This is a genomic window from Micromonospora avicenniae (assembly GCF_900156065.1).
Classification (GTDB): Bacteria; Actinomycetota; Actinomycetes; order Mycobacteriales; family Micromonosporaceae; genus Micromonospora; species Micromonospora avicenniae.
Genome location: NZ_FTNF01000037.1, coordinates 1 through 25,486 on the forward strand (window position 1 = coordinate 1; position 25,486 = coordinate 25,486).

The window sequence follows — 25,486 nt, forward strand, 5'->3', positions numbered from 1 at the left end:
ACACCCCCCGGATCATCCAAACGACAGGGGCAGAAAGTCATACCGGGCCAGGCGACCGAGGGTCCCCGGCTGGGGACGATCAAAAAGGTAACGGGGGAGCCGGCGGGGACCTTTTCACCGCCAGGGTTGGCGTGGTGTCATGGCGGGTAGCCGGTGTTACCACCGGGTACGCCGGTGGGAGGATCCGGGCGGCCCGGGGAGGCGGCAATGCCGGAGCAGTCGGAGGTACGCCTGGCCGACGGGGTGCGCCTGCACGTCGAGACGTCCGGCCCGGCCGACGCCGAGGTCACCATGATCCTGCTGCACGGCTGGACGCTGGACGCCCGGAGCTGGCACCGGCAACTCACCGCGCTGAGCGAGGCGGTCGGCACGGCGGTGCGACTGGTCGCGTACGACGCGCGCGGTCACGGACGCTCCAGCTGCATGCCACTGCGTACGGCCACCCTGGCCCAGCTCGGCGACGATCTCGCCGCAGTGGTCGACGCGCTGGCCCCGACGGGGCGGATCGTCCTGGTCGGGCACTCCCTGGGCGGAATGACGATCATGGAGTACGCGCACCGGCATCCCGAGCACTTCGCGGCACGTACGGCCGGCCTCGCCCTCGTCTCGACCACCGCCGAGGGGCACACGCACACCGCCTACGGGCTCTCCTCCCGGATCACCCGGCTGATCCGGCTCGCCGAGACCACCGGCGCCGGCGTACTGGCCCGCTGCGGGTCCTGGCGGCCGCCGCTGGCGCTGCTGCGCGCACTGCGTCCGAGCATCCGGTGGCTGCTCTTCGGTGACCGGTGCGACCCGACCGACATCCGGCTGGTCACGTCGTCGGTGGCCCGCGCCTCGCTCCGCTCGATCGGCGGGTTCCGCGCCTCGATCGGCGCGCAGCACCGCCTGGCGACCCTCGCCGAGCTGGCCCACCTACCGGCCGCCGCCCTCGTCGGCGACCGGGACCGGCTCACACCGCCACCGTGCGCCGAGTCGATCGCCGCCGCGCTGCCGACCGCCGAGTTGACCGTCTGTCCCGGCGCCGGGCACATGCTCATGATGGAACGACCCGACGAGGTGAACTCCGCCCTGCTCGGAGTGCTCCGTCAGGTGCTCGGGCGGCCGCTGTCCGCCGGTCCGCTCACGCCGGCCTCACCGGCCTGACGAGGCGCTACGCCGTACCTGGCGAAGCGGTACCACCGGCCGGGGCCGTACCCTCGTCCGGTTGGCCCGGCGTGCGGCCCGCGGTGTACCGCGGCGCCCGCCGCCGGTGAGGGATCAGGAGCACGCGTGACCGACCAGACCACCCTGGAGCAGGAGATCGCCGTCGAGCAGCGGCATCTCGACCGGGTGTACGCCCGACTCGCCGAGCTACGGCAGTCGGCGGTCCGCGCCGAACGGGACGGCTACCGGCTCGCCCGGGTCGGGAACTTCGGCGCGCTGGTCGAGCGGGACGCGATGGTCTTCCACGCGGCGCAGCGGCGGCACGCCCTGGATGCCGAGCACGAGGGGTTGGTCTTCGGCCGGCTCGACCTGCGCGACCGTCAGGTGCTGCACATCGGCCGGCTCGGCATCCGGGACGAGAACGCGGTCAGTCTCGTGGTCGACTGGCGGGCGCCGGCCGCCGCCGCGTTCTACCAGGCGACTCCGGCCCAGCCGCTCGGCGTGGTGCGCCGCCGGACCATCCAGTCGAGCCGGGAGCGGATCGTACGGATCGAGGACGACCTGCTCGACCCGGGTGCCGCTCCGCCGGACATGGCGGTGGTCGGCGACGGCGCGTTGCTCGCCACGCTCTCCCGCGCCACCGGCCGGGGCATGCGGGACATCGTGGCCACGATCCAGCGGGAGCAGGACGAGGCGATCCGCTCCCCCGGCTCGGGCGTCACGATCGTCTCGGGCGGGCCCGGCACCGGCAAGACGGCCGTCGCCCTGCACCGGGCGGCGTACCTGCTCTACTCCGACCGCCGCCGGTACGCCGGCGGCGGCATCCTGGTGGTCGGCCCCTCCTCGGTCTTCGTCGAGTACATCGCGTCGGTGCTGCCCTCCCTCGGCGAGGAGACGGCCACGCTGCACTCGCTGGGCACGCTGTTCCCGGGGATGAGCGCGACCCGGACCGACGCGCCCGAGGTCGCCGCGGTCAAGGGCTCCCTGCGTATGCGCCGGGTGCTGGAGCGCGCGGTCCGGGACGCCGTGCCGGACGGTCCCACGGAGCTGCGCCTGCTCTACCGGGGCGAACTGCTGCGGCTGGACCGGCGGGACCTGGACGGGATCCGGGATCGCGCGCTGCCGCGGGGCGCCCGCCGCAACGAGGTGCGCCGGGCCGGCTTCGACGGCGTCTTCGCGGCGCTCTGGGCCCAGGCGCGCCGGCTGAACATCAGCCGGTTGCCGGAGCAGCGCGCCTTCGAGGACGAGATCGCCGACCGGCCGGAGTTCCGGGAGTTCCTCAAGGCGTGGTGGCCGAGGCTGCACCCCCGGCACGTGCTGGGTTGGCTGGCGCGCCCCGAGCGGCTGCGTCGGTACGCCGGCGGCATTCTCTCCGGCGCGGAGATCCGGCTGCTGGCGAGTGCGTACCGGACCCTGGACGGCGAGGGGCTGACGATCGCCGACATCGCGCTCCTCGACGAACTCGACGCGCTGCTCGGCAAGCCCGTGCAGGCGGCCCGGCCGAAACGGGATCCGTTCCAGCTGACGGGTGGGGTACGTGAGCTGAGCACGTACGCGGACCGGCAGCGGGCCGCCCGGGAGGCGGCCCGGGAGCGCCCGGCCGACTACCGGGAGTACGCGCACGTGGTGGTGGACGAGGCTCAGGACGTGTCGCCGATGCAGTGGCGGATGATCGGCCGCCGTGGCCGTCTGGCGTCCTGGACGGTGGTCGGCGACCCGGCACAGACGGCGTGGACCGGTGACCCGGCGGAGTTGACGCGCGCGCGGGACCAGGCGCTGGGCCGGCGCCGCCGGCAGAACTTCACCCTCACCACCAACTACCGCAACTCTGCCGAGATCTTCGCGGTGGCGGCGGCCGAGATCCGCCGGCTCGACCCGGACCTGGCGCTGCCCACCGCGGTCCGTTCCACCGGGATCGATCCCGTCGAACTGGCGGTGCCGCGGGCGGAGCTGGCGAGCGCGACCGTGACGGCCGCCGACGCCCTGCTGGGTGAGGTGGAGGGAACGGTCGGAGTGATCACCCCGGTGCCTCGCCGGGACGAGGTGGCCGGCTGGCTCGGCGCGCTGGGCGGGTCCCGCCTGCAGGTCGTGACCAGCCTGGAGGCGAAGGGTATGGAGTACGACGGGGTGGTGCTGGTCGCGCCGAGCGAGATCCGCGCTGATCCCGGCTCGGGCGTGCGGACGCTCTACGTGGCGCTCTCCCGGGCCACCCAGCGGCTCAGCACGATCGACCCGACCGACTGACCGGTCCCCCGGCGGCCCTGCCCGGTCGCCGGCACGGCCGATAGTTGCACACATTGCGATGTGAGCATATGTTTGACCGGTCCGGACCGTCGGCGGAGGGTGGTCTCGTGGGCGCAGGTCATGGCCACGACGAGTCGGTGGTGAACGCCGCGCAGCACCACCGCGGCCGGCTCTGGGCGGCGTTCGCCCTGCTGGCGGTCCTGATGCTGGTCGAGGCGGTCGCCGCCTTCCGGACCGGCTCGCTGGCCCTGCTGTCCGACGCCGGGCACATGTTCACCGACGTGCTCGGCATCGGCATGGCCCTCGCGGCGATCACCGCCAGCCGGCGGGCCGGGCACGACCCCCAGCGCACCTTCGGCCTCTACCGCCTCGAGGTGCTCGCCGCGCTGGCGAACGCCGTACTGCTCTCCGGGGTCGCGGTCTACGTGGTGGTCGAGGCCGTCGGCCGGTTCGGCGACCCGCCGGAGGTGCTCGCCGGCCCGATGCTGGCGGTGGCCGTGCTGGGCCTGCTGGCCAACGTGGCCGCCTTCGCGCTGCTGCGCCCCGGAGCCCGCGAGAGCATCAACCTCCAGGGCGCCTACCTCGAGGTGCTCGGCGACCTGCTCGGCTCGCTCGGGGTGATCGCGGCGGCGCTGCTCATCACGTTCACCGGCTGGTGGTGGGCGGACCCGTTGGTGGCGGTGGCGATCGGCGTGTTCATCCTGCCGCGCACCTGGCGGCTCGGGCGGGCCGCGGTCCGCATCCTGGTCCAGGCCGCCCCGGAGCACCTCCAGGTGACCGCGGTGCACGACCGGCTGGCCGCGGTGCCCGGCGTGGTCGGCGTACACGACCTGCACGTCTGGACGCTCACCTCGGGCATGGAGGTGGCCTCGGCGCACCTCACCATGGCGCCCGGCGCGGAGGTCGGCACCGTGCTCGCGGCAGCGCGGGAGGCGCTCCACGAGGACTTCCACATCGAGCACGCGACGCTGCAGATCGAGCCCGGCGCGGCCCCTGGGGCCTGCGGTGCGGTCGAATGGTGATGAGAACACTGGCGTTTTTGAGCTATATGGTGCGACTATGCCGCAATTTTCGGTGAGCTCAGCGGCACAGGGAGTCACATCTGCTGCATCAGCCCCACCGGCACCGGTAGGCTCGGTCCCGGTCTCCGCCAGGAGGCGCCCACCGGCGCCGGCGGCGACCGCCGCCTAATCGCCGACGTTCGGCGAGCCGGGGAACCACGTTCCTGGGGTGCATCCGCGCGAGCGGTAGGGATCTTCCGTCCCGAACCCGTCAGCTAACCCGGTCGGCGGCTGACGGAAGGACATGTGCATGCCAGTAGTGGCACCCGTACGACGACGCGCCGCCCGGATGGTGGCCCTGATCGCCGCGACGCTCACCCTCGCCCTCGCGGCCACCCCCGGCACCGGCACCGCGGCCACGCCCCCGACGGCTCTGCCCGCCGCGGCCCCCAGCACCGACGCCGAGGGCGGCACCCCCGCCCTGCGCGCCCAGTTGGAGGCGGCCAGCAAGGGTTGGCTCGACGCGAAGGCGGCCCTGGCCCGCTCCGTGACCCGGCAGCAGCAGCTCACCGACCAGCTCAAGAAGACCGACACCGAGCTGGCGGAGCGCAGCGGCAAGGTCGGCGAGATCGCCGGGGTCGCCTACCGCACCGGCCGGCTCGGCGCGGTCTCGGCACTGCTCAGCAGCAGCAGCCCGGAGGGCTTCATGGACCGCGCCGCCGCCCTGGAGGCCGTCGCCTCCAACGAGGACCGGGCGCTGCGTGACCTGATGGCGACCCGGGACGAGGCGAACCGGACCCGCGCCGCGCTGGACGGCGAGATCAAGGAGCAGCGCAAGCAGGTCGCCGTGATGGCGAAGCGCAAGCAACAGGCCGAGCGAGCCCTCGAGGTGGCCAACGCGAACACGGTCCACTCCTCCGCCGGCGGGTCCAACCGGGGCACCTCCACCGCGAACGCCGACCCGGCGCCACGCAACCCGGACGGCTCCTGGCCCAAGGAGTCGTGCAGCGTCAACGACCCGACGCCGGCGAGCGGCTGCATCACTCCGCGTATGCTGCACGCGCTCCAGCAGGCCAAGGCGGCCGGCTTCACCCGCTACGTCTCGTGCCACCGCAACGGCGGCTCCGGCGAGCATCCCAAGGGGCGGGCATGCGACTTCGCCGCGCAGAAGAACGGCTTCGGCGGCGACGCCACCGGCGGCGACAAGACGTACGGCAACAACCTGGCCGCGTACTTCATCCGCAACTCCGACCGGCTCGCGGTGCTCTACGTGATCTGGTACCGGCAGATCTGGCTGCCCAGCAGCGGATGGAAGTCGTACAGCGGGGCGGGCGGAGACCCGTCCAGCGATCACACCAATCACGTGCACCTCTCGGTGTACTGATCCGGCGCAGGCGGGTGGTCCCCAGCGGCCACCCGCACGACCCGGGTACGTCGTGGGACGTAGCCACGATGTCGCCGGTCGGCGGACGATCCGGCCGGCCGGCACGGGCAGCATCGAGGACATGACCCGAACACCGCCGACCGTGCGTAAGGCTCTGCTCACGCTGCACCTGGTCACCTCGCTGGGCTGGCTCGGCGCCGACCTCGTACTGCTCGCGTTGGGCGTGGCGGTGCTGCGCGGCACCGACGCGGACGTGGTCTATCCGGTCGCCGCGCTGATCGGTACGACGCTCTTCGCGCCGCTGGCCGTGGCCGTATGGGTGGTCGGCGTGGCCAGCGCCCTGCTGAGCCCGTGGAAGCTGTTCCGGTACCGCTGGGTACTGGTGAAGCTGCTGATCACCACAGTGATGGTCGGACTCGTGCTGTTCCTGCTCACGCCGAACCTGCGCGCCGCCGGCGACCTCGGGGCCACCCTGCCGGCACGGGACCGCGCCGACCTGGTGATCGCTCCCGCCGTGTCGACCAGCTTGATGATCATCGCGACGGTGCTCTCCACGTACAAGCCGTGGGGGCGGATGCGGCCGGCCGGACCGGCCGCGAGGCGTGGGCGCCCCGCGGTGGCCGGCCGTGCCTGACGGTTTCGCCGACCGCTGTCGCGGTGCCGGTCAGGATGCGGCGGGCGGACTCTCCCGGTGGCGTTCGAGCGCGGCGACGAGCCGGTTGGCCAGTGCCAGGTGCGCGGCGCGGGCCTGCCGGAAGGCGTACGCGAACAGCGGCGCCGGCGCGGCGAGGGTGATCTCGACGTCGATGCGCACGAGCCCGTCCGCCTCGGCACGCAGCACGGTGTGATTGCGCACCATGGTCGCCGGCCACTGCCGAGCCACGGTGACGATCTCGTCGTCCGTCCGGATCAGCACGTCGGCCCGGTACGTCACCGGGAACCGCAGCGACCCGGCGGCCAGCCGGTCGGTGATGGCGTAGCTGGCCCTGGCGCCCGACCGGGGCGGCAGGCGACGGACCCGGACGACCAACGGGTGCAGCTCGCCCTGCCGGCCCAGGTCGCCGAGCAGCGCGGCGGCGTCGGTCAGGGCGCAGCGCGCCTGCACGGTGTAACTGAAGGAATCGCGCCTGAGCACACCGCCTCCCGCCGTCGCCGGTCGCCCGATCCTCGCCTACCGGAGACGGGGTGGCAACGGCTGAGCGGGCCGCCGAGCGGATGCCGTGGTTTCGGATACCTGTCGCATGACGGGCGGCGCGGGCTGCGGAAGCCGGAACCAGGGCCGGGGGCGGCGCGTGAAGGGGCACGCATTCGCCCCACCGTCCTGCCTACGGGTGACCGTGGACCTCGCGAGCCTCGACGAGGCTCGCGACGACCCGGACGAGAGGTGAGCGCGACTCAGGCGCCGGGAAGCACCTCGGGTGTGGCGGTGCCGGCGTAGTAGGGCTCGGGAGCGCCGAACAGGCCGAGCAGGCCGGTCACCCAGAGCTGCCGGTGCACGAACCGGCTCGGCTCGGTGACGGCGAGCTTGACGCCGCTCACCTCGGCGGTCTGGAAGCCGGCGACCATCGCGCTGATGCCGACGGAGTCGATGAAGGTGACGAGGCGCATGTTGAGCTCGATGCGTGCCGGGCGCCCCTTGGCCAGCACCTCGGCGATCGCTTCGCGCACCTCGTACGCGGTGTCCACGTCGATCTCGCCCCGTGGGGCGATCTCCACGACACCGCCGGAAAGAACCGACTTCACGATCGACAGGCTCACGCGAGCACCTCCACCCGCCCGTCCCCCGGGCGTCTCATCAGTACGCGGGCCGCGACCGAGAGTATTCCTCCGACGGCCTTGGTCGCCACCCCCGGGGGATGAGCAATTCGCGGATCAGGGCACATTTCATCACCCTTGTCCGGCTTCTTCTCTTCGTCTGTTCGTTCAACGGCCCGTCGCGGACCGACGCATCGCCGCCCAGGGTAGCCGGTGAAGGCCAGTCGGGCCGAAACGACGCGACCACGGACTACTCCGGACGTCATGATCGAGCATCGATCGGTCCCCCGCGAGCCAGATTCGCGCTTGCCTCTGCCGCCTAGCATCGGCCGGGAGTCCACCACAGAGGGGATGATCAATGATCAAGAGACTGGCCGCGCTGGCCGGCGTCGGTGCCCTGCTCGCCCTCGTACTGGCCTGCGGCTTCGGCGGTGGCGACGACGATGACGATGACGACGACTTCGCTCGTGGTGTCGCCGTCGTCCTGGCGCGCTGACCGCGACTTCCTTCTCCGAACTGCCGGCCGCCCGACTGCGGCCGGCAGTTCGACGGTGGGAGCCGGAACTGGGACGTGCCGGTGGATGACCCGGGTGGACGGTTCGGTGGGTTTGGGGTGCCGATGGCCGGGGCACTGCCGGGTAGGCCAACCGTGACGCGCCGGTCCGGACGGCGAAGGCCGACCCGGCCGCCGCGACCGGCACTCCGAGGAGGTAACCCGATGTTCGGAACGAACCTGCTGGACCGCCGCAGCAGACCCGAGCGGATCGCGGACCACGCATGGCAACACCTGCTGGCTACGGTCAACGCCGCCGGGGACACCGTACGAGGCACCGCCCGCTCCGCCCAGCGCGGCGGTCACCGCCTCGGCGACGGGGCGGGTGACCTGGTCGGCAACGCCGCCGACGAGGCACGCCGCCGAGCCACCTTCGCGTTCGACGCGCTCGCCGGTCGCCGGCCGGCGCTGCCCTGGACGCTGCTGATCGGCGTGGCGCTGGTCGGTGCGGCGATCGGCTGGGCTGCCGGCACCGCCGCGCGGGCTGCCGGGAGTCGAGAGGACCGCGCGGTCGACGACATCGAATTCGTGGACGTGGACCGGCCCAACTCCCCGGTCGACCTGGACACCTGACCCGAGCGGACGCAACACCGACCGCGGATCCGCCTCGGGCGGCCGATTCGGGTTTCGTGGATGTCGGGGTGTCCGGCGTTCGATGACACCCCGACATCCACGAGGTCGAGTCCGCCCGGTCAGATCGCGTTGATCCTGTCCGGGGCACGTTCGGCGCGAGCCAGGGCACGCAGCACGGCCGGCTGGCCGTGTCGGCGTACCGCCAGCCGGGCGAGCAGCGACAGCACCGGCTCGATGGCGTCGGCGGGCAGTTCCGGGGTGGCTACGCCGACACTGACCGCCAGGTCGTCCGAGTGCACGGCCAGCTCCATGAGCCGGGTGGTCAGGAAGTCGTCCAGGGTGAGCGACCAGGGCCCCCGAGCCAGGTGCACCACGCGCTCCGCCGGCTCCCGGGTCAACGCCCCGGTGAGCCGTTCCACCGCCTCGGTCGTACGCGCGACCAACGCGTCCGGCCCCTCCTGCGCGAGGCTCTCCCCCACCCGGCGGATCCCCACGTTCACGTCGTCGTCGACGCTCGCGCCGAGCCAACTCCCCCGCGCGTAGTGCTCGAGCAGTTCGATCGGATCGCCCGGCGGGACCGGCTCGGCGAGCATCGTCTCGACCTGGAAGACCTGCGAGGCGAGGTGCCCCGCGAGGCCGGCGACGCCGAACTCGGCGAGCGCACTGGGTCGCCCCCAGCGCTCGGCGACCGCCGGGTCGTCGAGCAGCCGCACCGCCGAGCGCGCAGCCGTGAGATAGGCCGTCCTGATCGCAGCCATGTCGCACCTCCTCGGGTTGGAAACACGGCGAGCCTAGACGTCGCCCGCCACCACCAAGATCGCCGACGGCGATCACCCGGGTCGGGCGAGGGTGGTTCACCCGGGCCGGCGGCAGCATCGCCTCCAGGCGGGCGTGCGTGCGGGAGCCGCCCGACGCGATGAGGAGGACGGAGCGAATGGCCACCGAGACCGTCACCCGTACCGACCAGGAGATCCAGTCCGACGTTCTCGACGAGCTGACCTGGGAGCCGCGGGTCCGGCCACACGAGATCGGCGTGATCGTGTCCGAGGGCGTGGTCACACTCACCGGCAGGGTCGAGAGCTACGCGAAGAAGTGGGCCGCCGAGCGGGCGGCGCACCGGGTGCCCCGGGTCCGCGCGGTCGCGAACGACCTGACCGTGCAACTGCCCGGCGGGGCGGAACGCGCCGACCCGGAGATCGCCGGGGCGGTCGGGCATGCCCTGGAATGGGACGCGTTCGTGCCGATCGAGCAGTTGCAGGTGACCGTCTCGGACGGCTGGGTGACCCTGCACGGCGAGGTGGAGTGGGAGTACCAGCGCCGAGCCGCCGAACGGGCGGTCAGCCGGCTCACCGGCGTACGCGGGGTGAGCAGCGGAATCACCGTCCGCCCAGCGGTGCGCCCGGACGGCCACGAGCTGGCCGAACGGATCGTCGACGCCCTCGCCCGCAGCCGCGCGACGGAATCCGAGCACGTCACGGTACGGGTGCACGGCGACACGGTGCTGCTGGCCGGTCTGGTCCACTCGATCCCGGAACGTGCCGAGGTGGAGCGGGTGGCCTGGTCCGCGCCGGGCATCCGGGAGGTGCAGAACCACATCGCCGTCGCCCCCGTGCTGCGCTGAACCACCCGGGCCGGGTGAGCCGCGCTCACCCGGCCGGCGGCGAGCGTGGGAGCCATGACTGATCCGAACGGGCTGATCGGACCTGGGCGGCCGGCGCCCGACTTCACCCTGCCGGCCACCCCGGACGGGCGGCGCACCGGTCTTCGCGAGTACCGCGGCCGACCGGTGGTGCTCGCCTTCTACCCGGCCGACTGGAGTCCGGTCTGCGGCGACCAGATGGCGCTCTACCAGTCCGCGATGCCGGAGTTCGAGAGCTACCGAGCGGCGGTGCTCGGCATCTCCGTGGACAGCTTCTGGTCACACCGCGCGTTCGCGGAGAACCAGGGCATCGAGTTCCCGCTGCTTGCCGACTTCGAGCCGAAGGGCGCAGTGGCCCGCTCGTACGGCGCGTACACCCGCGGCGGCGAGGCCGCCCGGGCGCTCGTGGTGATCGACCCCGACGGCGTGGTCGCCTGGCGCCAGCTCTACCCGCAGGAGGTCAACCCGGGCGCGGACGGCATCCTCGACGCACTGGAACGGATGCGGGTCAGCGGGGAGGTGAGGGTTGGATGACCACCCCGTTGCAGGTGACCGCCCGGCTCCGGACGCCGGTGAGCGGGGCCGACCACGTCCGGGGGGCGACCGACGCCCCGGTGACCGTCGTCGAGTACGGCGACTTCCAGTGCCAGTACTGCGGTGCCGCGTACCCGAACCTGACCGAGCTGCTCCGGCAGCGGGAGGGCACGGTGCGGCTGGTCTACCGCTACTTCCCGATCGCCAACGTGCACCCCTATGCCGAGAGCGCCGCCGAGGCGGCCGAGGCTGCCGGAGTCCGCGGCCGGTTCTGGGAGATGCACGACTGGCTCTACGAGCACCAGGACCAGCTCGACCCGGTGCACCTCTCGCTCGGCGTCGAGCAGCTCGGAATGCCGCCGGACGACATCGGCGCCGAGGTGGAACGGCACGCGCACGCCGACCGGGTGCGCCGGGACTTCGTGGGCGGGATCCGCAGCGGGGTGAACGGCACCCCGACGCTCTTCGTCAACGACGTCCGCCACGACGGCGGGTACGCCCTGCCGGACCTGCTCGCCGCCGTCGACGCCGCGGCCGACACCTGACCACTCAGATCAGCCGCAGTTCACGCGCCCGCCGGACCGCCTCACGCCGGCGGGTCGCGTCGAGTTTGCGGTAGATGTTGCGCACGTGGGTCTTCACCGTGTTGACCGAAAGTGACAGCTCGCTGGCGATCTCCACGTTGGACAGGATGCTCTGCAGGTAGCGCAGGATGGTCAGCTCCCGCTCGGTGAGCGGCTCGTCCAGTGTCGGACCGGGCTCGACCGGCCTCCGCTCGGCCGGCTCGTCCCCGCCCCGCACCAGGTCGCTGACCATCGACCAGTGGGCGGTACCGGTGTCGAGGTGTGCCGCGAGCAGATCCCGCGCGGCCGGGTCGGCTCGGGTGAAGACCCGCCGGACGCCCTCCGGGCCGGCGAGATCGAGCACCTGCTCCAACAGCCGGCCGGCTCGGCGCTCGTCCCCACCCTGGCGCGCCAGCACCGCGTCGAGCAGGCCCGCCTCCAGGCGTACCGGCAGCGGCCACTCCGCCGCCGCCGGCGCCGTCCAGTCCGGCAGCACCCGACCGGCGGCCCGCGGGTCACCGGCTCGCAGTTCGACCCGGGCCAGCGCCACGGCAACCGGAGCGAGCGGCTCGACCTGGTCGTGGACCGGTCCGGCCAGCAGGTCCCGGGCGGCCGCCAGGTCACCCCGGGCAGCGAGCAGGTCGGCGTTCGCGGCGAGCAGCTGGTACGCCAGTTCCACGGCGGCCGGCCGGTCCGCGAGCCGGTGCCGCGCCTCGACCAGCAGCCGGTGGCCGGCATCCACCTCGCCCCGGTCGCGCAGCAGCTGCGCCCGGCAGAGCGCGGCGACCGCCACGGCGGTGGTCTCCACGGCCGCGATCCCCGCCCCGGGCGTCGTTCCCGGCTGCCCCTCGCCGGTCGCGGGCCCGGCGAGAGTCAGGTTCCCGGCGGCCTCCTCGGGCTGGTCCCGGTGCAGAGCCACCACTGCCAGCGCCAGGTGGGCGTACGCGCAGTCGAGCCGGCAGGCCCAGCCGTGGCAGGGGGGCATGGCGAGGGCCTCCCGGGCGGACGTCTCGGCGGCCCGCAGCCTGCCCCGCAGGGCGTGCAGCAGCGCCGAGCGGCTGGCGCAGACCAGCTCGGTGCGGAGGCGGCCCGCCTCCCGGGCCGCGTTCAGCGCCCGGGTGAAACGCGCCGCGGGCAACTGCCCCTCGGCCAGCTCGACGAGCCCGAGTGCGGTGCCGGCGAACGCGCGAAGCTCGGCGTCCTCCGTGGCGCTGCCGCGCGGTCCGCCGGCCACGGGCGCGGCGAGCGGTTCCGGGCCCCGTGCCCCGGCCACCGCAGTAGTCGAGCGTTGCGGGGCACCGGTGGCACGCGCACTGCTGGACCCGGCGGGCAGGTCACGTGGCCCCGGCGCCGTCGGGTGCGGCCGGATCAGCCGGGCGGCGGCGGCGCGTACCTCGGCGTGGTCGTCGGCGAGCCGAGCCAGCGTGAGCTCCACCGCGGTGGCCAGCCGGAGGAAGCGGTCCCGGCGCGGAGTGGGCAGGGCGTCCGCGTGCTCGGCCGCGAGGTGCAGGTGCGCCGTGGCGGCCGGCGCGTCGCCGGCGTACGCCCGCTCGGCCGCGCAGGCGAGCGCCAGCTCCGGATCGCGGCGTACGGCCTCCGGTGGTGGGGCCGGCGGCGGCGAGCTCCCGAAGTCGGCCCGGTCGTACGGGGCCAGCTCCGGCCACTGCGCCACGAAGATCTCGGTCGCGAGATCCCAGTTCCGGGCGGCGAGCGCGTGCCGCAGCCCCTCCATCGGCCGGCCGTTGTCGGCGTACCAGCCGGCCGCTCGAAGATGCAGCTCACGCAGCTCGTCGGCGGGCAGCCGGGCCAGTTCCGCCCGGAGCAGGTCGGTCAGTAGGGGCTGGCAGCGGTACCAGGGTGGGCGGCTCTCGTCGCGGCGCAGCAGACCACCGTCGCCGGCCAGTTCGGCGAGCGTGCGCTCGGCGTCCGAGCCGTCGGTGAGAGCGTCGGCCAGGTCGGCGCAGACCGTCTCGGCGAGCGCGGTGCGGCGCAGCAGGTCGCGGGCCGCCGGGTCGACCGCGGCGAGCACCTCCTCGTGCAGGTAGCCGGCCACGTCCGGCTGGTCGCCGCCGAACTGCTCGACCCAACGCGTCGGGTCGGGACGCCGGTGCAGCGCCAGCGCGGCGAAACGGAGTGCGGCGGGCCATCCGCCGGTCCGCTCCCGCAGCCGGCGCAGGGCCGCGCCGGGCAGCGTCACCCCGTGCGCGGTGAGCAGGTCGGCCACCTCGTCGTCGGTGAAGGCCAGCTCGTCCGGGCCGATCTCGGTCAGCTCCCCGGCCAACCGCAGCCGATGCACGGCCAGCGGCAGCCCGGCCCGTGCCCCGACCACCAGACGCAGCCGCTGCTCGGCGTGGCGGAGCAGGAAGTCCAGTCCGGTCAGTGCCGCCGGTTCGGTGACCCGGTGCAGGTCGTCGAGGATCAGCAGCATCGGCCGTTCCCGGCGAGCCAGCCCGGCGGCGAGCAACTCGAGCTGGTCGGGCCTGGGCGGCCGGGCCGGCATCGGCGCGGCCTCGTGTCCGTGCTCGGCGCTGTTTCGCAGCGCCGCCAACACGTACGACCAGAGCCGGTCACCATCGTCGCCCGCCTCCACCGACACCCAGGCCGGCGCCGGCCGGACGGTGTCGGCGACGCTGCCGTCCGGACGCACCTCGGCGCCCTCCCCCGCGCTGGCGCCGGCGAGGCGGGCCCAGGCGGCGAGCAGGGTGGTCTTGCCCCATCCGGCGGGGGCGCTGACCAGGGTGACCGAACCGGCGCTACCTTCGTCGAGCCGGCGCAGCAACCGGGGCCGGGCCACCACCGGCTCGGGCAACGCGGGCGGGGTCAGTCGGGACGCGAGCAGCGGCGGCCGCGTGCCGTCCGCGGTATCCACCCGTGCGCCGTTTCGCTGCTCCGGCATCCGGCCCACCCCCACGGACGCGTTCCACCCCCGGTCGGCGGGCGGTTACCCGGCGGGCGGCCGTTCACCCCTTCGGGGCGAGCCCGGGTCACCCCAGTCAGGCGGAGGACACACAACGGACTTGCCCGAACCTTTCCGACAACCGGCTCGAACGGCACGATGGCGGGTGGCAGACTCGCGGAATGGCCGGCGAGCGGACGTACGACGTGGTGCTCTTCGGGGCGACCGGCTTCACCGGCGGGCTGACCGCCGAATACCTGGCCCGGCACGCGCCGGCTGGGCTGCGGTGGGCCCTCGCCGGACGGAACGCCGACCGACTGGCGGCGGTGCGCGACCGCCTCACCGCGATCGACCCGGCGCTGGCCCAGCTGCCGTTGCTGACCGCCGACACCACGGACCCCGGGTCGCTGCGCACGCTGGCGGAACGCACCCGAGTCGTCGCCAGCACCGTGGGACCGTTCATCGAACGTGGGGAACCGCTGGTCGCCGCGTGCGCCGTAGCCGGCACCGACTACCTGGACATCACCGGCGAGCCGGAGTTCGTCGATCTGATGTACCTGCGCCACCACGCCGAGGCGGTACGCACCGGGGCGCGTCTCGTGCACGCCTGCGGGTTCGACTCGCTCCCGCACGACCTGGGTGCCTGGTTCACCGTCCGGCAACTGCCCGCCGACGTGCCGATCACCGTCGACGATTTCGTCCGGGTCGGCGGACGCTTCTCCGCCGGCACGTACCACTCGGCGCTGATCGCCCTCTCCCGTGCCGAGCAGGCCGGCCGGGTGGCTCGGGAGCGGCGGTCCACTGAGCCGCGGCCCGAGGGCCGGCGGGTACGTGCGGTACGCGGCCGGCTCAGCCGCCCGGCCGAACTGCACATGTGGGCGGTGCCGCTGCCCACCATCGATCCGCAGGTGGTGCGCCGCTCGGCCGCCGCCTGCCCGGAGTACGGCCCGGACTTCCGCTACCGCAACTTCGCCGCCGTGAAGCGGCTGCCCACGGTGCTGGCCGCCGGGGTGGGGCTGGGCGCCCTGGCGGGCCTGGTCCGGCTGGCGCCGACCCGCCGCTGGCTGCTCGGCCGACTCACCTCCGGGGACGGGCCGGCGCCGCACCAGCGGGCACGCTCGTGGTTCCGGGTCCGGTTCGTCGGGACGGGCGGTGGGCGGCGCGTACGCACCGAGGTGGCCGGGGGCGACCCCGGTTACGACGAGACCGCGAAGATGCTCGCCGAGTCGGCGCTCTGCGTGGCCCTGGACGACCTGCCACCGACTGCCGGCCAGGTCACCGCGGTGACCGCGATGGGCGAGCCACTGCTGGCCCGGCTCACCCGGGCCGGCATCACGTTCCGGGTGCTGGAGCAGACCGACGCCCGACCGGCTTGACCCTCGACCAGCTTGAGGCGGCAGGATCGGTCACCGTGGAGAGCGAGCTGCGCAGCATCGGTGAGCTGGCCCGGGCCAGCGGCCTCACGGTCAGCGCCCTGCGGTTCTACGACTCGGCCGGGGTGCTGGTGCCGGCGCTGGTCGACCCGGTGACCGGCTACCGCTGGTATACCGACGAGCAGGTGGCTCCGGCCCGGCTGGTTGCCGGGCTGCGCCGGGTCGGCATGCCGGTCGCCGAGATCGCCGCCGCGGTGCGGGCCGAGCCGGCCGCCGTGCACCGGCTGCTGGACGCACACCTGCGCCGGCTGGAGGACGGCCTCGCCGACGCCCGCCGCGAACTCTGCCGGATCCGTGCCCTGATCAGTCCTGAGGAGCCCGTCATGGCCACCCGTCTCGTGCTGTCCCGGATCGAACTGACGCAGGCCATCGACGCGGTCCGGTTCGCCGTCGGCACCGACCCGGAACTGCCGGTGCTCACCGGCGTCCTGTTCGACGTGACGCCGGACGGCGTACGGCTGGTCGCGACCGACCGCCACCGGCTCGCGCTCGCCCGGGCCGGCGCCGGCCGGGCGGACGGACCGGCCGTGCGGGTGGTCGCCCCGGCCGGCTTCGTCGACGAGGTACGCGCCCTGCTCGACACCGGTGCCGGCGTCACCCCGGAGGCCCACCTGACCGTCGACCGCACCGCGGTGTCGGTGTCGGTCGCCGGGCGGGTGGTGACCGCCGCCCCGCTGCCGTACGACTTCCCGGACTACCAGCGGCTGCTACGGGTGGCCGCCGGCGACGCCCCGGCGTACCGGATCCCGGTGGACGCCGCCGCGCTGCGGAGCGCGCTACGCCGTCCCGACGCGCCGACGGTGGCCCTGGAACACGACGGTGCCCCGGTCGCGGTCGCGGTGCTCGGTGTGGACGACTCGGGTTGGCTGCGCCTGCTCGAACCGGGCGAGGCCGCGCCGGGCGGCGGGCTGCGGGTCGGGGTGAACGGCGACTACCTGCTCGACGCGCTGGACGCGGCCGGTGAGTCGCAGCTGGTGCTGGAGCTGGACGGCCCGATCGCCCCGCTGGCCGTACGCCGCCCCGGCGACGACGACGCGTTCTCGATCCTGATGCCGATCCGTCTCTGACCGCATCCTCACCCGGGCGAGGTGCCGCCACCGGCGGGCCGGCTCGTCATCCGGTCCGGCCGGGAGTACCACCGGCCGGCGCCCGCCGGCTCGACGGAGAGCAGCCCGGCCCCGCTCCCCGGCCCGGGCGCGGCGGGCCGCGACGGTAGCATCTGGGGGTCCACCCGACTGCCGGACGGAGGCGTACGGAGCAGCATGCTCGACATGGAGTTGATCCGGAAGGATCGCGAGGCGGTGGCGACCGCGCTGGCGAAGCGTCTGGATCCCGCCGAGGTCAATCGGGCGCTGGACGAGATCCAGCGGCTCGACCAGGAGCGCCGCGCCCTGATCGGCGAGATCGACGCCGACCGGCAGCGCCGCAAGGCAGAGGCCCGGGCGTACGCGGAGGCGAAGCGGGCCGGCCGCGAGCCGGAGGTCGTCGCGCCCGAGGCCGGTCGCAAGCAGCTCTCCGAGCTGGAGTCCGAGCTGGACGACGTGCAGGGCCGGCTGCGCACCGCGATGAGCGAGCTGCCCAACCTGCCCGCCGATGATGTGGTGGCAGGCGGCAAGGAGGCCAACCGGGTCGTCAAGACCTTCGGTACGGCACCGGTGATCGAGAAGGTCCGCGACCACGTGGAGCTGTCCCGGATGCTCGGTCTGGTCGACCACGAGCGGGGCGTGAAGCTCGGCGGCTCCGGCTTCTGGATGTACACCGGCATGGGCGCCCGGTTGGAGTGGGCGCTGCTGAACTTCCTCATCGACGAGAACGTCAAGGCCGGCTACGAGTTCCTGCTGCCGCCGCACCTGCTGCTCGACACGGCCGGTTTCGCCGCCGGGCAGTTCCCGAAGTTCTACGACGACGTCTACCACCTCGACCGGGAGAGCGGGCCCCGGGGCCAGTTCCTGCTGCCCACCTCGGAGACGGCGATCCTCGGCGCGTACCAGGACGAGATCCTGGACACCACGACGCTGCCGCTGAAGCGGTTCGCGTACACGCCGTGCTACCGCCGGGAGGCGGCCGGCTCGCACTCCGACGAGCGCGGCACCGTGCGGGGCCACCAGTTCAACAAGGTGGAGATCTTCCAGTTCACGCTGCCGGAGCAGGCGGACGCGGCGCTGGAGGAGATGGTCACCCACGCCGAGAGCCTGGTCGAGAAGCTGGGCCTGCACTACCAGCGCAGCCTGCTGTCGGCCGGCGACGCCAGCGCGTCCATGCGCAAGACCCTCGACATCGAGGTGTGGATGCCGAGCATGGACAAGTACAAGGAGGTGTCGTCGGTCTCCTGGGCCGGCGACTACCAGGCGCGGCGGGCGGCCATCCGCTATCGCGAGCCGGGCGGCAAGCAGACCCGGTTCGTGCACACGCTCAACGGGTCGTCGCTGGCCACCAGCCGCCTCTTCCCGGCCATCCTCGAGCAGTTCCAGCAGCCCGACGGCTCGGTGCTGGTGCCCGAGGTGCTCCGCGACCGTCTGGGCGTCGACCGGCTCACGCCGGGCCGCTGATCCACGCCGCTGCCGGCGGGAGCCGGGACTCCGGCTCCCGCCGACGCGCCCGATACCGGGCAAGGTCCACTCGGCCGCCCGGATGGCCGGGGCATCGCAGGTCGGATCGGACCCCGCCGGGGGGGGGGGGGATTCACCCGCCTGGCAGCGGCCGCAACGCTTCCCATCGAGGGCGTTTGGGCGTTTTGGAGGTATCCGACCCGTTGAGGGGTTGCTGGCACGTACAGTATTTTTGTGCCGTTTGACCGATTGATCTCACCGGGACGCCGGGGCTGGGTGGCCGGCGGTGTCGGTGTACCGGCGCTCCTGGTCACCGCCCTGCTCACCGGCTTGGCGCTGACCCCCGGAACGGAACCGGTGGCCCAGCAGGCCACGCCTGTCACGACCTCGACACCGAACGAGGTCGGCCAGAGCGCCGAGGCGAGTGCGCTTCCCGCCGCGCCGGCTCCGAAGGGACTACCGGTGGTGACGTACGACCCCGCGCCGGCCGGGTTCCCGGACGACCCCGAGACCATGGACACGACACCGCTCACCGAGGGGCTGCGTCCGGCTCGGAAGATCGCCGCGTACGACGCGCCGGGCGGCCGGCCGATCGCCTTCCTCGCCCCGACCATCAGCGGCGTCGACCTGACCATGCCGATCGCCGACCGGCAGTCGGGCTGGAAGGCCGTCCTGCTTCCCTCGGCCAACCGGAAGCTCGCCTGGCTTCCGCCCGGCGGCCACACCACCGTCCCGCTGCGGGACCAGATCGTGGTGGAGCGCCGCGTGCACCGGCTCACCTGGTACCGGGCCGGCAAGGCGGTACGCACCTGGGAGGTCAGCCTCGGCCAACGCGGCCAGGAGACGCCGCTGGGCCGGACCTTCATCCTCGGCCGCACCCCGCCGCCGCAGGACGTGTACGGCGGTGTCGACATCTACGCCCTCGGCTCGATCCCCGACGACCCGGACGCGGTGCCGGAAAGCCTGCGCAACGCGCACATCGGCCTGCACACCTGGTACCACGACGGCGAGCTGGGCGAGAACACCACCAACGGATGCATCCGGCTCACCCGCAGCGGCCAGCGCGAACTGCTCGCCGAGGTACTGCCCGGCAGCAGCGTGGTGGTGGTCGAGGAGCTGCCCGAACCGCCGCCCACCGCGTGATCCGGACACCGGTCCGACACCCGTACCCCGCCTGAGCCGCCGGCCGGCGCCGGCCGCCGTCGCCTCAGTCGCCTCAGTCGCCGAGCAGCCAACCGTTCTGCTCGGCGATGCGGACCGCCTCGGCCCGATTGCGCGCGCCGGTCTTGCCGATGGCCGCGGAGAGGTGGTTGCGGACCGTCCCCTCGGACAGGTGCAACGCGGCGGCCAGGTCCGCGGCCGTCCCGCCGTCCCGCGCCGCCCGCAGCACATCGGTCTCCCGCTCGGTGAGCGGGCTCGCCCCGGTGGCCAGCGTCTCGGCCGCCAGCGTCGGGTCGACCACCCGCAGCCCGGCGTGCACCCGGCGGACCGCCTCGGCGAGCTGGCGCGCCGGGGTGTCCTTGACCACGAAGCCGTTCGCACCGGCCTCCATGGCCCGGCGCAGGTAACCGGGACGGCCGAAGGTGGTCACCACCAGCACCCGGCAGGTCGGCAGCGCCGCCCGCAGCGCCGTGGTGGCGGCGATCCCGTCCAGCCCGGGCATCTCCACGTCGAGCAACGCCACGTCCGGGCCGGTCCGCCGTGCCTCGGCCACCACCTCGTCGCCTCGGCCCACCTCGGCGACCACGGTCAGGTCCGGTTCGAGGGAGAGCAGCGCGGCCAACGCCCCGCGTACCAGCGCCTGGTCGTCGGCGAGCAGCAGCTTTATCGGCTCGGTCACCGGGCACCCGCCGGGAGTCCGACCCGGAGCACGAACCCGTGCCCCTGCGGGCGGCGGCCGACGCTCACGGTCGCGTCGAGCCGTTGGGCGCGCTCGCGCAGGCCGATCAGGCCGTGCCCGGTGGCCGCGTCCTCCGACGTCGGTCCCCGGCCGTCGTCGCTGATCTCCACCGCGTCCGGGCCGACCCGGATCGTGCATCGGTGTGCTCCGCTGTGCCGCACCACGTTCGTCACTCCCTCCCGTACCGCCCAGCCGAAGAGCTGGTCCCGATCGGCCGGCAGCTCCGGCAGGTCGGCCGGCAGGTCGGCGGCGATGCCCGCGGCGATCAGCGCCGACCGCGCGCCGGCCACCTCCTCGGCCAGCCGCACCCCGCGGTACGCCCCGACGGTCCGCCGTACGTCGGCGAGTGCGGCCCGGGCGAGCTGCTCCACCTCGGCGATCTCCGTCGCCGCCCGGGACGGATCCACCTCCACCAGCCGGCCGGCCAGCTCGGCTTTGATCGCCACCACGGTGAGCGAGTGGCCGAGGATGTCGTGCAGGTCCCGCGCGGTCCGAGCCCGCTCCTCGGCCACCGCCAAGCGGCCGATCTCCTGCTGCGCCGCGCGCAGCTCGCCGTTGCGCTGGGCCAGCGCGGCCACGCCGAACATGGCGAACGAGGCGAGCAGCACGGCGAAGAAGACCCCGCTCACTCCCGACCAGCTGGGCAGCAGGTATCCCGCCACCAGCGGCGTCAGCGCGGCGAGGGCCACGACGACCAGCGCCCACGACCCGGGGAGCAGGAAGACCGCCCCCGTGGCGACGAAGACCAGGGTGGTCATCCAGTCCGTCCCGGTACCGGGAATGCCGACCAGGCCGAGGACGAGCAGCCCCAGCAGCAGGACGACGGCCCGGGCGCGCGGGATCGGTCGACCGTTCTGCCGGTGCGACCGGGCCCACTCGAAGAGCAGCACGTACGCCACGCCGAAGGCGACCAGCGAGCCGACCCCGAGCCACTTGCGCCACGGCTCCGCCTGCCCCAGTGCCGTACCCAGCGGCTGGTTGAGGAAGAAGAGCCAGACCGCGGCCAGCAACCAGCCGGTGAGCCGCCACTTGCGGCTCGCCGGCTGAGGCTGAACCTTCGGAACGTCCATCGGGCCCACGCTAGCGGTCGGTTTCCGCTCAGACCCGGGCGGTGTCCCGGCGGAACAGCCGGGTCGCGCCGAGCGCGAAGAGGACCGTCCACACGACCAGGTTGACCAACGCCGCCAGGCTGACGCCGTCGCCGGTCAGCGGGGCGCGGGCGAGTTCACCGACTCCGTACACCGGGGTGAACCGCGCGACGTGCTGGAGCACCTCGGGCAGCACCTCGAGCGGGACGAAGAGCCCACCGAACATCGCCAGCACGGCGAGGATCGGGCCGATGAACTGCATGGCGTTCTCCGCCGGGAAGAGGTAGCCGACGAAGAGGCCGAACGCGGCGAAGACCAGCGAGCCGAGCCACGCCCCGAGGCCGGTCAGCAGCCAGACGTCGGCGGAGAGCCGTACGCCGGAGGCCGCGCCGACGACGAACTCGACGCAGACCGCGATGAGGCCGAGGCCCATCGCGGTGACGACCTTGGTGGCGACGTACGCGATCGGACGCAGCGGGGTGAGCCGCAACTGCCGGCTCCAACCCAGCGCCCGCTCGGTGGCGACCGCGGCGCCGATGCTGGTGGTCGCCACCATGGCGGCGTAGACGGCCAGGCTGACCATGATGTACGCGGCCACCGCGTAGCCGTTGGGAAGCTGCTGCCCACGCTGCGGCAGGCCGAAGATGAGGAAGAAGGCGGCCGGCATGATCAGGGTGAACGCGAGGGTGCGGCGGTTGCGCAGCACCCGGCGCAGCTCGATGCCGAGCACGGCCGGGGAGAACCCGCCCAGGGCGGGGGGACGCCGGTCGGGGGTGACGCGGTCGGTGGTGGCGCTCAGCGAGGTGGTCATCGTCAGACTCCGGCCTGGTCGGTGGTGAGGGCGAGGAAGGCGTCTTCGAGGTTGCGGGAGGTGATCTCCACGTCCCGGGCCTCGGTCCGGGTGAGCAGGTGCCGGGCGACCATGTCGGAGTCGGCGGTACGCACGAGCACGCTGTCGCCGCGCACCTCCACCGCGTCGACGCCGGGCAGCGCGGCGAGCGCGGCCTGGTCGGCGCCGGGGAGGGTGGCCCGCACGAGGCGACCGGCGGCCAGGTTCTTGATCTCGGCGGTGGTTCCGTCGGCCACGATCCGTCCTTGCCGGACCAGCACGATCCGATCGGCGTACGCGTCGGCCTCGTCCAGGTAGTGGGTGGCGAAGATGATGGTCCGTCCGGAGCGGGCGTCGCGCCGCAGCGCCTGCCAGAACTCGCGCCGCCCCTCGACGTCCATCCCGGTCGTCGGCTCGTCGAGCACCATCAGGTCGGGGTCGGGCAGCAGGGCGAGGGCGAAGCGCAGCCGCTGCTGCTGGCCGCCGGAGCACTTGCCCACCACCCGGTCGGCGATGTCGGTGATTCCGGCGCGCTCCAACACCTCTTCCGCGGGCCGGCTGTGCCGGTAGAGGTTGGCGGTCAGCCGTACCGTCTCGCCGACGGTCAGGTCCTTGAGCAGCCCGCCGGTCTGGAGCACTGCGGCGATCCGGCCGCACGCGATCGCGTCCGCCGGACTGCCCCCGAGGATCCGCACCGAACCGGCGTCCGGGCGGGCCAGCCCGAGCAGCATGTCGATGGTGGTGGTCTTGCCGGCGCCGTTCGGGCCGAGGAAGGCGACCACCTCGCCGGGCTCCACCCGCAGGCTCAGCCCGTCGACCGCGGTGACCGCGCCGAAGGTCTTGGTGAGGCCGCTCAGCTCCACGGCCGGTTCAGTGCTCGTCATGGCAACCATGCTCTTGCGACCGGGCGCTTCGTGCCCCGAGTGCCCGTCACGTTCCCGCCGTGACATTTGTCAGGGGTGGGGGCTGCGGTGCCGCCCCCACCCGTTGGTCAGTGCTGTCCCTGTTCCGCGCCGCGCGCCGGCCTGGGCAGCAGGAACGCGGCGACGACGGTGGCCGCGAGCAGCGCCGCCTCCACCCAGAGCGTGGCCCGGACCGCGGAGCCGGCGCCGCCGCCCGGCAGTCGGGCGAAGAAGACCGTGCCGAGCACTGCCACCCCCAGCGCGCCGCCGAGTTGCTGGACGGCGGTGAGAGTGCCGGAGGCCGAGCCGGTCTCGGCCGGCTCCACTCCGGAGAGCACGATGTCGAAGAACGGGGACATCACCAGGCCCATCCCGAATCCGACCACGAGCAGCGCCGGTACCAGCCGCCAGGGGGGTGACCTCCGGACCGGCGAGCCGCAGGGTCAGCAGCATCCCGCCGACGCCGGCCAGCACCACGACCAGGCCGGTGTGGATGAGCGTACGACCGAACCGCCGGGCCAGGCCGGCGCCCGCGATCACGAAGGCCGCCACCATGCCGAGCGCCTGCGGCACGCCGGCCAGCCCGGCCTCCAGTGGCGAGTACCCGAGACCGAGCTGGAGGTAGAGGCTGAACACCAGTGAGAATCCGGTGAGTGCGGTGAAGAACGCCAGCCCGGCGACGAGACCACCGGTGAACGCACGGCGGCGGAACAGCGTCGGCACCACGAGCGGATCCCGAGCGGCCCGCTGCCGGCGTACCTCGTAGCGGGCGAAGTAGGCGAAGACGGCGACGGCGGCGACGAGCATCCCGTACATCCAGCCCGGCCAACCCTGCTCGCGGCCCTGCACCAGCGGGTAGACCAGCAGCACCGCGCCGAGCGCCACCAGGCCGACGCCGGGCAGGTCGAGCCGGGACGCGGGCGCGGGACGGGATTCCGGCAGGAAGCGCAGCGCTCCGAGCAGCGCGAGCAGGCCGAGCGGCAGGTTGATCAGGAAGATGGCGCGCCAGCCGGTGCCCCAGAGGTCGGCGTCGACCAGCCACCCCGCGAGGATCGGGCCGCCGACCGCGGAGATCCCCATGACCGGGCCGAACGCGCCGAAAGCGGCGGCCAGCTCCCGGGGTGGGAAGACCTCCTTGATGATGCCGAGACCCTGCGGGAGGAGGACCGCACCGAACAGGCCCTGCGCGACCCGGGAGGCGACCAGCATTCCGGGGCTAACGGAGAGGGCACAGAGCGCCGAGGCGACGGTGAAGCCGGCCACCCCGACCAGGAACATCCGGCGCCGCCCGTAGAGGTCGCCGAGGCGTCCGCCGGTGATCAGACCGATCGCCATGGCGAGGGTGTAGCCGGCGCCGAGCCACTGGATCAGGCTCGCCGAGCCGCCCAGATCGGCCCGGATCGCGGGGCCGGCGAGGTTGGTGACGAGAGCGTCGAGGAGGTCCATGACCTCCTCGGCGAGGATGACGGCGAGGGCGAGCCAGCGCCAGCGGTACGGCTGGGGCTCGGCGACGGAGGGCGGGACAGTGCCCGCCTCCCCGACGGTGGCCTGGGACATCGGAACTCCTTGACTGTTTCGAACACCGTTCGTTGACGAACACTGTTCTAGCAACGAACGTGGTTCGCATGCAAGTAGGATGTCGGGGTCCCGATCCGGAGGTGACCGTGAGCGACCTGCCCGACCCGCCCTGGCGTACGCCCGCCCGCAGCCGCCCGGTGCGCCGACCGCTGAGCCAGCAGGCCGTGGTGGACGCCGCCCTGGTCGTGCTGGGCCGGGAAGGGCTGGGCGGGCTGAGCATGCGGCGGGTGGCGCAGGAGCTGGGCACCGGACCGGCCTCGCTCTACGCGCACGTCTCCGGCAAGGATGAGCTGCTGGAGCTGCTGCTGGACCGGGTGAGCGCCGCCATCACCGTTCCCGAACCTGACCCGCAATGCTGGCCGGACCAGATCAAGGAGGTGGCCTGGCAGGCGTACCGCGCCTACGCGACCCATACCAACCTGGCGCTGGCCTCCCTGGCCACCATCCCCACTGGGCCGAACGCGCTGCGGGTGACCGAGGGGATGCTGGCCATCCTGCTAGCCGGCGGGGTGCCACCGCAGCCGGCGGCCTGGTTCCTGGACCGGCTCTTCCTCTACATCGCCGGAGACGCGTACGAGGGGGCGCTCTTCGGCGAGAAGGTCCGCGCCTCGGGCAAGGACCTCGACGGGTACTGGACGGGGATGCTCGGGCAGCTGCGCGAGTATTACCTCAGCCTCCCGGCCGAACGCTTCCCGCACACGCTCGCGCACCTCGACGAGCTGATGGCCGGCGGCGGGGACGAGCGCTTCGCGTTCGGGCTCGACCTGCTGGTGCAGGGCGTCGCCCGCTACGCCACGCCGCGCTGAGCTGCGGGCTGCGGCGTGGGGCTGCGGCGTGGGGCTGCGGCGTGGGGCTGCGGCGTGGGGCTGCGGCGTGGGGCTGCGGCGTGGGGCTGCGGCGTGGGGCTGCGGCGTGGGGC

24 protein-coding genes and 1 riboswitch are annotated in these 25,486 nt (G+C 73.6%); of the genes, 15 read left to right on the plus strand and 9 right to left on the minus strand.

Annotation, left to right across the window (positions count from 1 at the left end; genetic code table 11):
• Window positions 1–207: 207 nt before the first annotated feature.
• The 5 genes from BXA10_RS29085 (at window position 208) to BXA10_RS29105 (ending at window position 6,409) form a co-directional block, all read left to right on the plus strand.
• Window positions 208–1,146, plus strand: a complete 939-nt coding sequence (locus tag BXA10_RS29085) for an alpha/beta fold hydrolase (RefSeq protein ID WP_076474043.1) — start codon at window positions 208–210, stop codon at window positions 1,144–1,146.
• 126 nt (window positions 1,147–1,272) lie between these two features.
• Window positions 1,273–3,390 carry a HelD family protein gene (locus tag BXA10_RS29090; RefSeq protein ID WP_076474044.1) on the plus strand — a complete coding sequence of 706 codons (2,118 nt, stop codon included), beginning with the start codon at window positions 1,273–1,275 and terminating at the stop codon, window positions 3,388–3,390.
• Window positions 3,391–3,497: 107 nt separating this feature from the next.
• Window positions 3,498–4,412, plus strand: a complete 915-nt coding sequence (locus BXA10_RS29095; protein ID WP_076474062.1) for a cation diffusion facilitator family transporter — start codon at window positions 3,498–3,500, stop codon at window positions 4,410–4,412.
• 152 nt (window positions 4,413–4,564) lie between these two features.
• A riboswitch (cyclic di-AMP (ydaO/yuaA leader) is annotated at window positions 4,565–4,697 on the plus strand.
• Between the two features lie 4 nt (window positions 4,698–4,701).
• Window positions 4,702–5,775: a coiled-coil domain-containing protein gene (locus tag BXA10_RS29100; protein WP_076474045.1), complete on the plus strand. Its 1,074-nt coding sequence runs from the start codon at window positions 4,702–4,704 to the stop codon at window positions 5,773–5,775.
• Between the two features lie 121 nt (window positions 5,776–5,896).
• Window positions 5,897–6,409 (plus strand): DUF2269 domain-containing protein, encoded by a 513-nt coding sequence (locus BXA10_RS29105; RefSeq protein WP_139338221.1) that lies wholly within the window; start codon window positions 5,897–5,899, stop codon window positions 6,407–6,409.
• A 30-nt stretch (window positions 6,410–6,439) separates the two neighbouring features.
• Here BXA10_RS29105 and BXA10_RS29110 read toward each other — a convergent pair whose 3' ends face one another.
• Window positions 6,440–6,910, minus strand: a complete 471-nt coding sequence (locus tag BXA10_RS29110; RefSeq protein WP_076474047.1) for a hypothetical protein — start codon at window positions 6,908–6,910, stop codon at window positions 6,440–6,442.
• A gap of 260 nt (window positions 6,911–7,170) precedes the next feature.
• Window positions 7,171–7,533, minus strand: coding sequence for an STAS domain-containing protein (locus BXA10_RS29115; protein ID WP_076474048.1), 363 nt, complete (start codon window positions 7,531–7,533; stop codon window positions 7,171–7,173).
• A 355-nt stretch (window positions 7,534–7,888) separates the two neighbouring features.
• On the opposite strand from BXA10_RS29115, the gene BXA10_RS31750 reads away from it, so the two are divergent.
• Both BXA10_RS31750 and BXA10_RS29120 read left to right on the plus strand, forming a co-directional pair.
• Window positions 7,889–8,026 (plus strand): hypothetical protein, encoded by a 138-nt coding sequence (locus tag BXA10_RS31750; RefSeq protein WP_175649341.1) that lies wholly within the window; start codon window positions 7,889–7,891, stop codon window positions 8,024–8,026.
• A 222-nt stretch (window positions 8,027–8,248) separates the two neighbouring features.
• The gene (locus BXA10_RS29120; protein ID WP_076474049.1) at window positions 8,249–8,656 is read left to right on the plus strand and encodes a hypothetical protein; all 408 of its coding nucleotides are present in this window, start codon (window positions 8,249–8,251) and stop codon (window positions 8,654–8,656) included.
• A gap of 119 nt (window positions 8,657–8,775) precedes the next feature.
• On the opposite strand, the gene BXA10_RS29125 is transcribed toward BXA10_RS29120, so the two are convergent.
• On the minus strand, window positions 8,776–9,414 hold the full coding sequence (locus tag BXA10_RS29125; protein WP_076474050.1) for a maleylpyruvate isomerase N-terminal domain-containing protein: 639 nt from the start codon (window positions 9,412–9,414) through the stop codon (window positions 8,776–8,778).
• Window positions 9,415–9,590: 176 nt separating this feature from the next.
• On the opposite strand from BXA10_RS29125, the gene BXA10_RS29130 reads away from it, so the two are divergent.
• From BXA10_RS29130 to BXA10_RS29140, 3 genes are read left to right on the plus strand one after another with little or no spacing between them, the layout of a single operon-like run.
• A complete protein-coding gene (locus BXA10_RS29130) occupies window positions 9,591–10,277 on the plus strand; it encodes a BON domain-containing protein (RefSeq protein ID WP_076474051.1) in 687 nt (228 codons plus the stop codon).
• Window positions 10,278–10,331: 54 nt separating this feature from the next.
• A complete protein-coding gene (locus BXA10_RS29135) occupies window positions 10,332–10,829 on the plus strand; it encodes a redoxin domain-containing protein (RefSeq protein ID WP_076474052.1) in 498 nt (165 codons plus the stop codon).
• Entirely contained in the window at window positions 10,826–11,374 is a 549-nt protein-coding gene (locus BXA10_RS29140) for a DsbA family protein (protein ID WP_076474053.1), read from the plus strand. The genes BXA10_RS29135 and BXA10_RS29140 overlap by 4 nt, the downstream gene beginning before the upstream one ends.
• 4 nt (window positions 11,375–11,378) lie before the next feature.
• On the opposite strand, the gene BXA10_RS29145 is transcribed toward BXA10_RS29140, so the two are convergent.
• Window positions 11,379–14,288, minus strand: coding sequence for a winged helix-turn-helix domain-containing protein (locus BXA10_RS29145; protein WP_175649342.1), 2,910 nt, complete (start codon window positions 14,286–14,288; stop codon window positions 11,379–11,381).
• A gap of 182 nt (window positions 14,289–14,470) precedes the next feature.
• Between BXA10_RS29145 and BXA10_RS29150 the strand changes: the two genes are divergently transcribed.
• From BXA10_RS29150 to BXA10_RS29165, 4 genes are all read left to right on the plus strand, one after another.
• The gene (locus tag BXA10_RS29150; protein ID WP_076474055.1) at window positions 14,471–15,664 is read left to right on the plus strand and encodes a saccharopine dehydrogenase family protein; all 1,194 of its coding nucleotides are present in this window, start codon (window positions 14,471–14,473) and stop codon (window positions 15,662–15,664) included.
• A gap of 47 nt (window positions 15,665–15,711) precedes the next feature.
• Window positions 15,712–16,788: a DNA polymerase III subunit beta family protein gene (locus tag BXA10_RS29155; protein ID WP_076474063.1), complete on the plus strand. Its 1,077-nt coding sequence runs from the start codon at window positions 15,712–15,714 to the stop codon at window positions 16,786–16,788.
• Window positions 16,789–16,983: 195 nt separating this feature from the next.
• Window positions 16,984–18,270: a serine--tRNA ligase gene (gene serS / locus BXA10_RS29160; protein WP_076474064.1), complete on the plus strand. Its 1,287-nt coding sequence runs from the start codon at window positions 16,984–16,986 to the stop codon at window positions 18,268–18,270.
• Window positions 18,271–18,504: 234 nt separating this feature from the next.
• Window positions 18,505–19,413, plus strand: coding sequence for a L,D-transpeptidase (locus tag BXA10_RS29165; protein WP_076474056.1), 909 nt, complete (start codon window positions 18,505–18,507; stop codon window positions 19,411–19,413).
• Window positions 19,414–19,486: 73 nt separating this feature from the next.
• On the opposite strand, the gene BXA10_RS29170 is transcribed toward BXA10_RS29165, so the two are convergent.
• The 5 genes from BXA10_RS29170 to BXA10_RS29190 all read right to left on the minus strand — a co-directional run bounded on the left by BXA10_RS29170 (window position 19,487) and on the right by BXA10_RS29190 (window position 24,546).
• Window positions 19,487–20,110, minus strand: a complete 624-nt coding sequence (locus tag BXA10_RS29170) for a response regulator transcription factor (protein WP_076474057.1) — start codon at window positions 20,108–20,110, stop codon at window positions 19,487–19,489.
• The gene (locus BXA10_RS29175) at window positions 20,107–21,240 is read right to left on the minus strand and encodes a sensor histidine kinase (RefSeq protein ID WP_076474058.1); all 1,134 of its coding nucleotides are present in this window, start codon (window positions 21,238–21,240) and stop codon (window positions 20,107–20,109) included. Before BXA10_RS29175 ends, BXA10_RS29170 begins: the two co-directional genes overlap by 4 nt.
• A 28-nt stretch (window positions 21,241–21,268) precedes the next feature.
• Entirely contained in the window at window positions 21,269–22,069 is an 801-nt protein-coding gene (locus tag BXA10_RS29180) for an ABC transporter permease (RefSeq protein WP_076474059.1), read from the minus strand.
• 2 nt (window positions 22,070–22,071) lie between these two features.
• Window positions 22,072–22,971 carry an ABC transporter ATP-binding protein gene (locus BXA10_RS29185; RefSeq protein ID WP_076474060.1) on the minus strand — a complete coding sequence of 300 codons (900 nt, stop codon included), beginning with the start codon at window positions 22,969–22,971 and terminating at the stop codon, window positions 22,072–22,074.
• Window positions 22,972–23,040: 69 nt separating this feature from the next.
• The gene (locus tag BXA10_RS29190) at window positions 23,041–24,546 is read right to left on the minus strand and encodes an MFS transporter (RefSeq protein WP_245828628.1); all 1,506 of its coding nucleotides are present in this window, start codon (window positions 24,544–24,546) and stop codon (window positions 23,041–23,043) included.
• Between the two features lie 107 nt (window positions 24,547–24,653).
• On the opposite strand from BXA10_RS29190, the gene BXA10_RS29195 reads away from it, so the two are divergent.
• Window positions 24,654–25,373, plus strand: coding sequence for a TetR/AcrR family transcriptional regulator (locus tag BXA10_RS29195; RefSeq protein ID WP_084753498.1), 720 nt, complete (start codon window positions 24,654–24,656; stop codon window positions 25,371–25,373).
• Window positions 25,374–25,486 lie beyond the last annotated feature (113 nt).

Coding starts and splice junctions, on each gene's coding strand:
- BXA10_RS29085 (WP_076474043.1), top strand. CDS start 208: ATGCCGGAGCAGTCGGAGGTACGCCTGGCCGACGGGGTGCGCCTGCAC.
- BXA10_RS29100 (WP_076474045.1), top strand. CDS start 4,702: ATGCCAGTAGTGGCACCCGTACGACGACGCGCCGCCCGGATGGTGGCC.
- BXA10_RS29105 (WP_139338221.1), top strand. CDS start 5,897: ATGACCCGAACACCGCCGACCGTGCGTAAGGCTCTGCTCACGCTGCAC.
- BXA10_RS31750 (WP_175649341.1), top strand. CDS start 7,889: ATGATCAAGAGACTGGCCGCGCTGGCCGGCGTCGGTGCCCTGCTCGCC.
- BXA10_RS29120 (WP_076474049.1), top strand. CDS start 8,249: ATGTTCGGAACGAACCTGCTGGACCGCCGCAGCAGACCCGAGCGGATC.
- BXA10_RS29125 (WP_076474050.1), bottom strand. CDS start 9,414: ATGGCTGCGATCAGGACGGCCTATCTCACGGCTGCGCGCTCGGCGGTG.
- BXA10_RS29130 (WP_076474051.1), top strand. CDS start 9,591: ATGGCCACCGAGACCGTCACCCGTACCGACCAGGAGATCCAGTCCGAC.
- BXA10_RS29135 (WP_076474052.1), top strand. CDS start 10,332: ATGACTGATCCGAACGGGCTGATCGGACCTGGGCGGCCGGCGCCCGAC.
- BXA10_RS29140 (WP_076474053.1), top strand. CDS start 10,826: ATGACCACCCCGTTGCAGGTGACCGCCCGGCTCCGGACGCCGGTGAGC.
- BXA10_RS29145 (WP_175649342.1), bottom strand. CDS start 14,288: ATGCCGGAGCAGCGAAACGGCGCACGGGTGGATACCGCGGACGGCACG.
- BXA10_RS29150 (WP_076474055.1), top strand. CDS start 14,471: ATGGCCGGCGAGCGGACGTACGACGTGGTGCTCTTCGGGGCGACCGGC.
- serS (WP_076474064.1), top strand. CDS start 16,984: ATGCTCGACATGGAGTTGATCCGGAAGGATCGCGAGGCGGTGGCGACC.
- BXA10_RS29175 (WP_076474058.1), bottom strand. CDS start 21,240: ATGGACGTTCCGAAGGTTCAGCCTCAGCCGGCGAGCCGCAAGTGGCGG.
- BXA10_RS29180 (WP_076474059.1), bottom strand. CDS start 22,069: ATGACCACCTCGCTGAGCGCCACCACCGACCGCGTCACCCCCGACCGG.
- BXA10_RS29185 (WP_076474060.1), bottom strand. CDS start 22,971: ATGACGAGCACTGAACCGGCCGTGGAGCTGAGCGGCCTCACCAAGACC.
- BXA10_RS29190 (WP_245828628.1), bottom strand. CDS start 24,546: ATGTCCCAGGCCACCGTCGGGGAGGCGGGCACTGTCCCGCCCTCCGTC.